The 12,559-nt window shown below is 27.6% G+C and carries 8 protein-coding genes; 6 read left to right on the forward strand and 2 right to left on the reverse strand.

Annotated elements, in window-relative coordinates; all coding sequences use genetic code 11:
* Window positions 1-170 precede the first annotated feature (170 nt).
* Complete coding sequence (gene glgP / locus AB4Y15_RS03030; RefSeq protein WP_427338380.1) at window positions 171-1,790, reverse strand: alpha-glucan family phosphorylase; 1,620 nt, start codon at window positions 1,788-1,790, stop codon at window positions 171-173.
* A gap of 218 nt (window positions 1,791-2,008) precedes the next feature.
* Here glgP and AB4Y15_RS03035 point away from each other — a divergent pair, with 218 nt between their 5' ends.
* Entirely contained in the window at window positions 2,009-3,778 is a 1,770-nt protein-coding gene (locus AB4Y15_RS03035; RefSeq protein WP_427338381.1) for a methyl-accepting chemotaxis protein, read from the forward strand.
* A 30-nt stretch (window positions 3,779-3,808) separates the two neighbouring features.
* On the opposite strand, the gene AB4Y15_RS03040 is transcribed toward AB4Y15_RS03035, so the two are convergent.
* A complete protein-coding gene (locus tag AB4Y15_RS03040) occupies window positions 3,809-6,115 on the reverse strand; it encodes a glycoside hydrolase family 65 protein (protein ID WP_427338382.1) in 2,307 nt (768 codons plus the stop codon).
* Window positions 6,116-6,605: 490 nt separating this feature from the next.
* Here AB4Y15_RS03040 and AB4Y15_RS03045 point away from each other — a divergent pair, with 490 nt between their 5' ends.
* The 5 genes from AB4Y15_RS03045 to AB4Y15_RS03065 all read left to right on the forward strand — a co-directional run bounded on the left by AB4Y15_RS03045 (window position 6,606) and on the right by AB4Y15_RS03065 (window position 12,553).
* On the forward strand, window positions 6,606-7,910 hold the full coding sequence (locus AB4Y15_RS03045) for a tetratricopeptide repeat protein (RefSeq protein ID WP_427338383.1): 1,305 nt from the start codon (window positions 6,606-6,608) through the stop codon (window positions 7,908-7,910).
* A gap of 45 nt (window positions 7,911-7,955) precedes the next feature.
* The gene (locus AB4Y15_RS03050; RefSeq protein WP_427338384.1) at window positions 7,956-8,087 is read left to right on the forward strand and encodes a hypothetical protein; all 132 of its coding nucleotides are present in this window, start codon (window positions 7,956-7,958) and stop codon (window positions 8,085-8,087) included.
* Between the two features lie 145 nt (window positions 8,088-8,232).
* Window positions 8,233-9,252: a lysylphosphatidylglycerol synthase transmembrane domain-containing protein gene (locus AB4Y15_RS03055; protein WP_427338385.1), complete on the forward strand. Its 1,020-nt coding sequence runs from the start codon at window positions 8,233-8,235 to the stop codon at window positions 9,250-9,252.
* 239 nt (window positions 9,253-9,491) lie between these two features.
* The gene (locus AB4Y15_RS03060; RefSeq protein WP_427338386.1) at window positions 9,492-10,202 is read left to right on the forward strand and encodes an ABC transporter ATP-binding protein; all 711 of its coding nucleotides are present in this window, start codon (window positions 9,492-9,494) and stop codon (window positions 10,200-10,202) included.
* Window positions 10,202-12,553 carry an ABC transporter permease gene (locus AB4Y15_RS03065; RefSeq protein ID WP_427338388.1) on the forward strand — a complete coding sequence of 784 codons (2,352 nt, stop codon included), beginning with the start codon at window positions 10,202-10,204 and terminating at the stop codon, window positions 12,551-12,553. The genes AB4Y15_RS03060 and AB4Y15_RS03065 overlap by 1 nt, the downstream gene beginning before the upstream one ends.
* The last annotated feature ends 6 nt before the right edge of the window (window positions 12,554-12,559 follow it).

The following is a 12,559-nucleotide window of genomic DNA, read 5'->3' on the forward strand; positions in this document are numbered from 1 at the left end:
ATCGTATTTAATTTTTTATCCTATTATACCATATTATTCTATTTACAAACAATTGTATCTTTTGTATTTTGTAAAGAATATGACTTATTTAGAATAATAGAAATGGTAGAAGTTTGTTTAGATAAAAATATCCCCACGATATATTTATATCGTGGGGAGTAAAGGCATTTTTATTTTTTAATATACATTTTTTCATAATATTCTTCAAGCATTCTCTTAACTGCAAATTTATCTTTTGTGCTAAGGATACTGTTTTTCATCATTTCTATCCATTTTTCACGATTGTTATAGTAAGTAGGAATAACTTCTTCTAATAGAACTTTATATAGAGCTTTTAAGTCATGAGCATCTTGTTCAGCTACATTTTCACTTTCAAAGCCATCGCCGAACTGCCATCCGTTTACGCCGTGTTCACAAGCTTCAGGCCACCATCCATCTAAAATACTTAAGTTTAATACACCGTTCATTGCTGCTTTCATACCAGAAGTACCACTAGCTTCTTTTGGTCTTCTTGGATTGTTTAACCAAACGTCAGAACCTCTAGTTAACATTTTACCTATAGTCATATCATAATTCTCTAAGAATACAACTGAGTTAGGATATTTCTTTGTCATTTTAACAATGTTCTCTACTATTTTCTTTCCTGTATCATCTAGTGGATGTGCTTTTCCTGAGAAAACTATCTGTATTTTTCCTTCTTCTAAAAGTGGAGAAATTACATTTTCATCAGTAAATATAAAGTTACTACGCTTATAAGGAGCTGCACGTCTTGAGAAACCTATAAGTAATTTATCTGCATCAAGTTTAACTCCATTTCTTTCTTCTATGAATTCAATTAATTTTCTTTTGTTGTCCATATGGATTTCCCAAAGATCTCCACCATTTTCTGCTGCATCAATCATTCTTTCATCTACCCAAGTTGGAAGATGTATTGCATTTGTTATACCTATAATTTCTGATCTGTCATCTATATGAGCCCACATTTTGTTTGCAGTTTGACAGTGAAGCTGTGCTACTGCATTTGAAATACGTGAAAGTCTTAAAGCAGCTACAGTCATATTAAAAGGAGCTCCACCAATTCTAACCATTTGTTCTAAAGTTAAACCATTGTTAGCACCCATATACATTAATCTGTCTAAATAATGAGATTCGTTTCCTTGAATTACTGGAGTGTGTGTAGTGAATACTATTTCTTCTCTTGAAGCTTTTAATGCATCTTCAAAAGACATACCTTTTTCCATCTTTTCTCTTATAAGTTCAAGTCCTGCAAAAACTGCATGTCCTTCGTTAAAATGATAAACATCAACATCAATACCTAATGCTCTTAAAGCTCTAACTCCACCAATTCCTAATACCATTTCTTGAGCTATTCTTTCTTCACCAAACCATCCATAAAGCTGACCTGTTATCCAAGCATCTTCATTTTCAGGAAGGTCAGTATCTAGTAAGTAAAGAGGTGCATTTCCGAAGTTTTCTACTTTCCAAACCTTGCACACAACATCTCTTTGACGAATTTTAACAGTTACTTTTACTCCTGTATCTTCCATAAAGTCATATTCGTAGTTATGATATGTATCATATGGACGACCATCTTCTCCAATCATTTGATCAGTATATCCTTGTTTCCATTTGATACCTATACCAACAATAGGAAATCCATGGTCTTTAGCACCTTTTAGATAATCTCCTGCTAGTATACCTAGTCCTCCTGCATAAGTTCTTAAAGAAGTATCTAAACCGTATTCCATACAGAAATACGCTACTTTAGGTAATTTTTTTGTATCTAACATAATCAATCCTCCTTTGTTTTCTTTTTATAAAAATGCCATTTATAATTATATATTAAATACAATATTAATGCAACCGTTTGCATATTATAATTTTATATTATATAATAATAGTGTTATCAAAATATTTAAAAAATATAGAACCGAACCTGCTTATGTAGATTTATTAAAATTATTTTAAATTAAAGATTTCGTTTTAAAATATGAAAGGGGGAAATAAATTGAAAAAACGTTTTTTTCGTAAAAAAATTTCAATTAAAAAATTTTCAACAAAATGGAACATTATGGATAAATTTAAAAATCTTAAAATTGTACATAGTATAGTATTTATATTAATTTTTAAAATACTTTTCTTAGGAATAATAGGTGGTGTGGGGTATTATGCTTTCAAACAAATTTATTATAATACAGACATAATTTATAATAATAGGCTTCTTCCAATAATAAAAATAGGTGAGTTGAAAAATAATATATATATGCTTAAATATAATATTTCAAAAGGAATGGATAGTAAATTTTATTATGAGTATGATAAAGAAGTAGAAAAAATTACTAAAACAATAGATAATTTATTAAAGGAATATGAAAATTCAAAAATAGATGAAAATGAAGTTGTATACATAAATAAATTTAAAGAAGACTATAAGAAATATATTGATGTATGGGAAGATATAAAAAAGACTCTATCCAATCAAGAGAGTATTAAAAGTGACCAGAAAACTAAATTACATGGTTTAGAAAATAATATTGAAAATTATCTTGACGGGTTGATAAAATATAATAAATTAGTAGCTGAAAAATTAAAGAAGGATAGTTATAAAATTTATATTAAAAATTTAAGATTATATTTGATTATTGTAATCGTAGCTGTAGTTTTACTGTTATCATTTATGTTGATTATAATAAGAGTTATAAATAAATCGTTAAAGGATATGATACATATTTTAACGAAGATTTCACAAGGAGATTTTACTGAAAATATAGATACTGATAAAAAGAATGAGTTTGGAATAATGAATAAGGCATTAAGTAAGACTATAAGGGATATATCAGAAATGATACAATTAGTAAAATTAAGTTCTCAGCAAATATCTGCTTATTCGAATAATCTATCTAAAATATCTGAAAAAGTGAGTACGTCATATGGTGAGGTTTTACGTGCTATACAGGAAATATCTCAAGGTTCAGTTTCACAAGCTAATGATTTAGATAAAATAAGCAGAGCATTGAATAAATTTGGAGAAGAATTAGAAGTTATGATTAAAAATATACAAGATATAAGTAAAAATACAAAAAAGACTGCGAATATGGCTAAAGAAAGTGATAAAAAGTTAGGATTATTGATTGATTCTATATATGGTATAAGTCATTCTTTTAGTGATGTTAGTAAAAAAATAGCTTTATTAAGTGAAAGGATTGATAAAATAAATGAAATAACAAAAATGATAAATGATGTTGCGGAGCAAACAAATTTACTGGCTTTAAATGCAGCTATTGAAGCCGCAAGAGTAGGTGAATCTGGAAAAGGTTTTACAGTTGTAGCAGAAGAGATTAGGAAATTAGCAGAGGAAACTAAAGAAGCATCTAGGGATATAAATAGATTAATTGAAGACATATTAATAGATGCTAACGTCGTTACAGAGGCTACTGATAATGTAAATAATGATTTGACAGTACAGGTTAATTCTATTGAAACTACTATAGATTCTTTTAAAGAGATAATAAAAGTTATAACAATTATATTGCCTATTATTGAAAATATAAGTAATTCAGTATTATATATAAAACAAGAGAAGGATAACATCATAACTAATGTAGAAGAAGTTTTACAAATAGCTGAGGAAAATTCGGCTTCATCACAGCAAATATCAGCTTCATCTGAAGAGGTTAATATAGCAGCAAAAGAGTTAGCTTCGACATCACAGATATTAAATCAAATGATAATGAAGTTAAATGAGCAGATTAATAAATTTAAACTTCAAGAAAAATAGGGCTTACAATATAAATTGTAAGCCCTATTTTTATCTGTTTGTCTTTAAAGTTATTTTATCATTAGCTTCTATAGTATATTCTTTGTCATATATTCTTAAAGTAAGTGTATCGCCTTCTTCTTGCTCAATTGTTATTCTTTCTTTATCTACAGTTATTTTAAGTAGATGTCCTCTAAAGATTATCTTGAAAGAATATTTATTCCACGCTTTTGGAATAAAAGGTGAGAAGTTTAGCATACCATCTTTAATTCTCATTCCAGCAAATCCATGGACTATTGCTAACCAACTTCCAGACATACTTGTTATATGAAGTCCATCTTCAGTATCTTTATTGTAGTTATCTAAGTCTAATCTTGCTGTTCTTAAATATAGTTCATATGCTTTTTCTTCATATCCAATTTCACTAGCTATAATTGAGTATATACATGGTGATAATGATGATTCATGCACAGTTTTTGGTTCATAGAAATCAAAATTTCTTTTCTTAGTTTCTAAATCAAACCTGTCATTTAGGAAATATAACCCTTGTATTACGTCTGCTTGTTTAATAAAACAAGAACGTAGTATTCTATCCCATGACCAATGTTTATTTATTGGTAATTCTTCTTCTGGAATATCCTCAACACTAAGAAGTTCTTTGTCCATGTAGCCGTCTTGTTGCTCAAATATTCCTAATGATTCTACATATGGATAGTACATTTTATCTATTATATCTTGCCACTTTTCTATTTCTTCATCTTGTAACTTAAGTTTATTTTTTAATTCTTCAAACCTATCAGGATGTTCATTTTTTATATATTCCATAACTTCTAGAGTATATTCCAAATTCCACGCAGCCATTGTATTTGTATACCAGTTATTATTTACATTGTTTTCGTATTCGTTAGGGCCTGTAACGCCTAAAATCATATATTTATCTTTTCTAGGGTTATAATTAACTCTATCAGCCCAGAATCTGCTTGTTTCAACTAATACTTCAAATCCATAATCTACAAGATATTGTTTGTCGTCGGTATATCTTACATAATTAAATATTGCATATGATATGGCTGCATTTCTATGAATTTCTTCAAAAGTTATTTCCCATTCATTATGACATTCTTCTCCATTCATAGTAACCATAGGATAAAGAGCACCTTTTAGTCCTAACTTTCTAGCATTTTCTTTTGCTTTTTCTAAATGATTGTATCTGTATATAAGTAAATTTCTAGCTATACTTTGGTCACGAGTACTTAGATAGAATGGAAAACAGAAAGCTTCTGTGTCCCAATAAGTGCTACCGCCATACTTTTCACCAGTAAAACCTTTTGGTCCGATATTAAGTCTTGGATCATGACCAGTATAAGTCTGATTTAGTTGGAAAATATTAAATCTAATACCTTGTTGTGCTTTGACATCACCTTCGATTACTACATCACTTTCTTTCCAAATACGGTCCCAAGCTAAGATATGTTCATTTAATAGAGCATCAAATCCTTTTGAATATGCATTATTAACTTTTTTAATTGCTTCTGATTCAATATTTTCAGTATCATAATCTCGGTTTGTTGTAACTGAGATGTACTTATACAATGTATAAGTTTTTCCTTTAGAAGCTGTAAAAGATACTTTATTTCCAACATATTTTTCTTTGTCTATAAGTTCAATTTCTTTGGTAATATCATTACCATCTTCTTTTATATCATATTTCATTGCACAAGCTACATGAAAATCTAGTTTTTTTGTTTTCATGGTTAATAAACCTTGTCCAACATCAACAGATTTATTAACTTCTAACCAGAATTTTTCATTATAATTAGAATCTTCATTTGAAACGTCGCCATCAAGATACGGGATTAAAGTAATTTCAGCATCATGATTTAATGGAGTAATACTGTAAGATATAGCTGCTATTTCTAATTCTGACATACTTAAAAATCTTTTTACTTCGATTTTAGTTTCTCTGTTTTCAGAATCTATTATAGTAAAGCTTCTTAAAAGGTAACCATTTTTCATATTAAGTATACGACTGAAGTCTTTGACTTTGACTTTAGCTAAATCAATGTTTACTCCATTTATTAATACTTTTATACCTATAAAATTTGTAGCATTTAGTACTTTAGCAAAGTATTCTGGATATCCGTTTTTCCACCAGCCTACCTTAGTTTTATCTGGATAATATACCCCTGCTATGTATGTGCCTTGCAGAGTATCACCTGAATAATCTTCTTCGAAATTTCCTCTAATACCCATATGACCGTTTCCAAGACTCATTACACTTTCATATATTCTGTTTTCTTCTGGATGTAGTCCTTCTTCTATAATGTTCCATTCATCAATTTTAAAGTATTGTTTCATTATTTCACCTACCTTTTATAAATATAGATGCAAACGGTTGCACAATAAACAAAAAAATAAAGACCATTCAATTTAAATTATATCAGATATGATGAAAAATTTTAAGATTTAATTATAAAAAAAAATAATTTAATTTGATTAATGTATTCTGAAATATAGTTAAATATAATATATATTTATGTATGTTAAAAATTTTTAACAATTTATTTTAGAACAGAATCTTCAATATTAAATAAGTTATAAGGTAGATTTTGCTTGTATTCATAAACGGAAATTATATTTAAAACTATTCACAGTTTAATAAGGTATATAATTTTCTGCAAATCGTCAGAAAATTTCTATTAATATAAAAAGTAGGCTGATTATAATATTAAAATACTATTTACAATTATAAATATAAATGATAAACTAACAAAAAATTAGTTAATTACAAATTAGGGTAATTTTTAAAATAAAAGTTTTAATTATTGGTTATGAGGGGACTGATAGAGTGTATATTTTGGAAGATACCATTTTACCTACCCATGAAAAAATTAAAGCAATAAGAAAATTCTTGAAGATTAATCAAAAAGAGTTGGCAGGAGATGGTATTGATAGGAGTTTAATTAGCTATATAGAGAATGGAAAGGTTAAACTAAGTAATGAAACTGCTAAAGTTTTAGCTAACAATCTAAGAAAGATATTACAAAGAAAAAACTTAGATTATCAAGTTGATGCAGATTATCTTTTAGCTGATGAAAAGAAGCAGGCTTCTTATAGGTTAGATACTATTATAGAGATTTTAAAAACTAAAATAAAAAATTCATCAAGTGAGTTTTTAACAGAACTTTATACAGCTGAAAAGTTATTAAGAAAATGGGATATTCCTTCGAAAAAAGCAGTTATTTATGATTTAGCTGGAGATTATTTTTTTACTAAATTAAATTATCATAAAAGTAAATTCTATTATATGAAAGCTCTAGGAAATTATTTTAGATTAAATGATTATAGAAATTTGGTTAACGTTTTCACGAAGATAGGAAGATGTTTAATAAAAAAAGGAGATTATGAAGGGGTTATTATTTTAAATGAATATGTTTTATCTATTATGGAAGATTTTAAAGTATTAGATAAGAGTTTTAAAAAACGTATTTTATTTAACAATTCACTGGCTTTATATAAAATAAAATCTTATGAAGAGAGTTTGAAGTGTTTGGATGAACTTATATCAGAATTTGAAATCTTAAAAAATAACCAATATATGGATATTCTATTGCTGAAAGGGAACATTTATACTGAAATTGGAAGATTTGAAGAAGCACTTAAAATGTTTGAACAGCTATTAGATTTATCTAGGGAAAATGGTAATTTAGAGAAAATGGCTTCAGCTTATAATAACATAGGTGAAGTATATTATAAGTTGAATGATATCGAGAAATCAATTGAGTTTTTAGATAAAAGTTTAAGGATAAGAAAAGAAATAAATAATAGCACATATTTAATTTCTACTATTAAATCATTTATTGATAAATTATCTGAGGGTGGTAAGTATAGTAAAGCAAAAATGTATTTACTTGAATTATCAGATATTGCAAAGAATAAAGGTGATATGTCTTTATTAATAGAAACATATTGTAAGATAGTAGAGATTTTTATCATGAGTTCAGAAACCACAGAGGATAAAAATATAATAGACGAGATAATTGAATTTATAAAGGTAAATAAGGGAGTGGACGGTTTAGAGAAACTAATTGTAAGGTTATGTGAGTATTTTGTAGATAAAGACATTTACAAAATAAAAAGAATAATTTCATGATATGTCATCGGCAGGAAATATTGGAAAAAGAAAGGAGGTATGAAATTGAAGAGATTACTCATTATACTTATAATAATTTTAATATTGACGGTCGGAAGTGGAGTTAGTATAGGATATTGTGATGGGTTAGATGATCCTGAACCATGGTATGTAGAACCAGGAACTCTCCAGAATTAATTCTGGAGAGTTTAACAATTTAGCCAATTATTTAAAATGATTGTAAAAAAAGTTGTATATATTCTCAGAAAGTAATAAAATATATATAAACGGTTTAAAATGGAATTGACAATAAAATGAAAAACTAAAAAGTTAGGAGAAGTCTATGAAAAGACAAATCTTAAACTATCTTTTTGTAGTGATTTTAATAGTAATTACATTGTCTTTAATATTAGGAGAAAATAGAATAACGGAGATACCTTTATTACTGTTGAAAATAAATAAAACATATCTTTTAATAGGTATGTTATGTATGGTTTTATATTGGATAATTGATGGGTCGATAATATATTATTTAACTAAAATGATTAATTCAAAGTCAAGTTTGTTAAAATCAATAAAGTTTACTATGATTGGACAGTACTATAATAATATTACACCATTTTCAAGTGGTGGACAGCCTGCACAGATTTATGTAATGGCTAATGAATCTATACCTATTGGAATATCAACCTCTATTTTATTAGCTAAATTTATTATATTTCAAATTGTTGTAACATTATTTTCTGTATTTATGTTTATTATTAAGTTAGGTTTTATTTATAAAAATTTAAAAATGGTACTACCTTTTTTTGCAATAGGTATTGTTATAAGGCTTTTTGGGACAATAGCTTTGATAACTTTATTTTTCAATCAAAATATTACTAAAAAATTAATAAATATTATTTTATATTTACTACATAAAGTTAGAATCATAAAGAATTTAGAAAAGGTTGTACTTAGTTTTGAAAAACATTTAGATGAATATATGATAGGTATTGATAAGATTAAGGAAAATAAAAAGATTTCACTAAAGATATCGTTTCTTACACTTGTTCAAATAACTGTATATTTTAGTATAACTTATTTTATATATCTGTCTATGGGCTTTAATAAAGCCTCACTTTTAGATATTATTTCAATACAATCGTTATTAGATGTTACAGTTTCATATATGCCTACTCCTGGTAGAGTAGGAACTTCTGAAGGTGGATTTTATTTGTTTTTTAAAGGATTTTTCAGTGCAACTATGTTGCCTTATGCTATATTCTTATGGAGAATGATAACATATTACTTGAATGTGGTAATAAGTGGAATAATTACTTTAGTGGATTATTTAAAAAAAAGAACAAAACCTTCAATTTAAATAAATTATAAGGAGGATTTTGCCTATACCCATAAACAGAAATTATATTTTAAATTATTTACAATTCAATAAGGTATATAATTTCCTATGAATTATAATAGAGCTTCTTTTGATAAAAGCTGAAAGGGTTACCTTTCAGCTTTTATTCGTCTAAATCAAAGTATTTGACTATCTAGTCAATAAATAGTAAAATAATTATATATTGACCGGGTGGTCAAAGGAGTGATAGGGGTGAGAGAATGCATAGAGAAATAATTATGAAAGTAAGAAATTTAAGTAAGTTTTATCAAATGGGCGAAGTCCAAGTAAAAGCCTTACATGATGTATCTTTTGATATTTATGAAGGAGAATTTGTAGTAATTTTAGGTCCGAGTGGTTCAGGTAAGAGTACTCTATTAAACATACTAGGCGGAATGGATAAGCCGACAGAAGGTAAAGTTTTCTTAAGAGAAGTAGAGATTACTAGTTACAATGAAAAACAGTTAACTGAATATAGAAGAGAAAAAATAGGCTTTGTATTTCAATTTTATAATTTAATGTCTAATTTAACCGCTAAAGAAAATGTTGAACTAGCTACAGAAATCTGCAGTAGACCTTTAGATGTTGATCAGATATTAGATGATGTAGGCCTTGGAGATAGGAAAAATCATTTTCCATCTCAAATGAGTGGAGGAGAACAGCAAAGAGTTGCAATTGCAAGAGCAGTTGCTAAAAATCCATTAATTTTATTATGTGATGAACCAACAGGAGCATTAGATTTTAAAACAGGAATATCAATTCTTTCACTATTAAACAAAGTTAATAAAATTTATAAAAAGACAGTTGTAGTTATAACACACAATTCACCGATTGCCAACATGGCTGATAGAGTAATAAGGATGAGAAGTGGAAGAATTTTAGAAAATAGAGTTAATCCTAATCCAGTTGAGCCTGAAAGGATTGAATGGTAATGAAAAAACTTAACTTAAAGCTTTTAAGAAGTATTAAAAATTCAAAAGGGCAGTTTATTGCTGTAACTTTAGTTATTATTGTTGGGCTTACAGTATATACAGCTCTAAGTATGGCAGCAGTAAATTTAGAAAGTACCATAAATTATTATTATGACATAACTAATTTTGCAGATCTATATGTACAGGTAGTTAAAGCACCAGAAAAAGCTATTGATAATCTTAAGAAGATGAATGACATTGAATTTGTCGAAGGAAGAATAGTTTTTGATGTACCTATAAAAGTAAAGGAAAAAGATGAAAAAGTAAAGGTAAGGATAATTTCTAAGCCGAGTGATCTTAACGGAATCAATTTACTTTATATGATGAAAGGAGAAAATATTGATAACAAATATAAAGATTGCTTAGTGATAAAACAATTTGCAGATGCCAGAAAAGTGAAATTAGGAGATATCTTAAAGCTACAAATATCAGGCAAAACTTACAATCTATCTGTAAAGGGTGTAGTAAGCAGTCCGGAATACATTTATTTAATGGAAAATGAACAGAGTTTTTTACCTTCACCAAAAAAATTTGGAGTGGTGTATGTAACTAAAGAATTTGCACAAGATAGCTTTGGTTTTAGAGGGAATTATAATGAAATAATAATAAAAGCAAAAAATGGAGTAAATTTAAACAATTTAAAGAAAAAAATAGAGAATGAACTAGATAAATATGGGGTGAAAAGAATCATAACAAAAGATGAACAACTAAGTAATTGGGCTGTTTCTGAAGAAATTAAGGGCTTAAGGCAATCCTCAAGTACAATTCCTTTAATTTTTTTAGGTGTAGCTGCAATAATTATGGCTGTAATGCTGTCAAGAATGGTAAGAGCAGAAAGAACATCAATAGGAGTTCTGAAGGCTCTTGGATATACTAATATTCAGTTAATATTGCACTATACAAAATATTCATTATTAGTAGGTTTTATCGGTGCTGTATTTGGTGTTATTTTAGGAACTGTACTTTCAGGATATATGGCAAAGATGTATATTAAGTTTTTTAATATACCAATGCTTAAGATGAATTTTTATTACAAATATATGGTATTAGCTGTTGTTCTTTCGATGATTTTTTGTATTATAGCAGGATTGTGGGGAGGAAAAAAAGTTTTAAAAATTCTTCCAGCAGAATCTATGAGACCAGAACCACCAAAATCTGGAGGTAGAATTTTTATTGATAGAATAACTGTACTATGGAATAGATTGACATTTACATGGAAGATGGTATTAAGAAATATATTCAGAAATAAGAAAAGATTTATTTTTATAACTTTAGGGATAGCTCTAACATATAGTGTAATATTTTTACCTTTGAGTGCTAGAGATGCTTTTATATCAATGTTTAGTACGCATTATAGTGAATTCCAGAGAATGGAGTATAATATAAGTTTTAGCAAGCCATTAAATAAAAAGGTCATAAAAGATATAAAAAACATTATAAAGGTAGACCATATTGAGCCTAAAATAGAATATCCGTTTGAAATTGAATATGGGCACAAAAGTAAGGTAGTAAACATAATTGGCCTTCAAAGAGATACTAGATTTTATAAATTTACTAACATTGATGGTGATGTTATTTCTTTAAAAGATAGAGGCATTTTCTTGACTGAAGGGTTAGCTAAGTATTTAGGAGTAGAAGATGGAGATAAGGTGAAAATAAAAAATTTTATTCCAGATAAAGAAGATGTATATTTACGCGTTTCAGGCATAATAAAACAATCACTTGGTATAAATGGATACATGAATATAGATGAAATGGAAGAAAAATTGGTAGATAAAAATATGATAACAGGTGTATATTTAAATTCAGATGATAATGTAAAGAGTAAGCTTGAAAATATGAGTAATATTACATCTATTCAATCTTTACAAGATATGAAAGATATTTTCATGCAATTTTTAGATTTAACTATGTATTCAGTTAGTTTAATGACACTTTTTGGTGGAGTTTTAGGTTTTGCTATAGTATACAATTCAACGGTAATGAGCATTAATGAAAGAAGATTAGAGTTTTCATCACTTAGAGTAATGGGATTTTCTAAAAGAGATATTTATAATATGCTTTCACGAGAAAATATGATTATGACGGTTTTGGGAATAATAATCGGATTGCCAATTGGTCAATATATGATAAGGCTGTTAGAAGAAGTGTATAGTACAGAAATGTATACTATGGATGTTCAAACTTCATTATTGACATATATAGGAGCTATTTTATTAACAATGCTATTTGTTACGTTAGCTCAATTATTTACCCTAAGGAAAATTAATAGATTAGATTTTATTGAAGCGCTGAAAAATAGAATTTCATAGAGGGGG

It is taken from the genome of Caloranaerobacter longqiensis, assembly GCF_050286925.1.
GTDB lineage: Bacteria > Bacillota > Clostridia > Tissierellales > Thermohalobacteraceae > Caloranaerobacter.

Bases quoted from the DNA above. Each gene is read 5' to 3' on its own strand.
- glgP (WP_427338380.1), bottom strand. From the start codon at position 1,790: ATGTTAGATACAAAAAAATTACCTAAAGTAGCGTATTTCTGTATGGAA.
- AB4Y15_RS03040 (WP_427338382.1), bottom strand. From the start codon at position 6,115: ATGAAACAATACTTTAAAATTGATGAATGGAACATTATAGAAGAAGGA.
- AB4Y15_RS03055 (WP_427338385.1), top strand. From the start codon at position 8,233: ATGAAAAGACAAATCTTAAACTATCTTTTTGTAGTGATTTTAATAGTA.
- AB4Y15_RS03060 (WP_427338386.1), top strand. From the start codon at position 9,492: ATGCATAGAGAAATAATTATGAAAGTAAGAAATTTAAGTAAGTTTTAT.
- AB4Y15_RS03065 (WP_427338388.1), top strand. From the start codon at position 10,202: ATGAAAAAACTTAACTTAAAGCTTTTAAGAAGTATTAAAAATTCAAAA.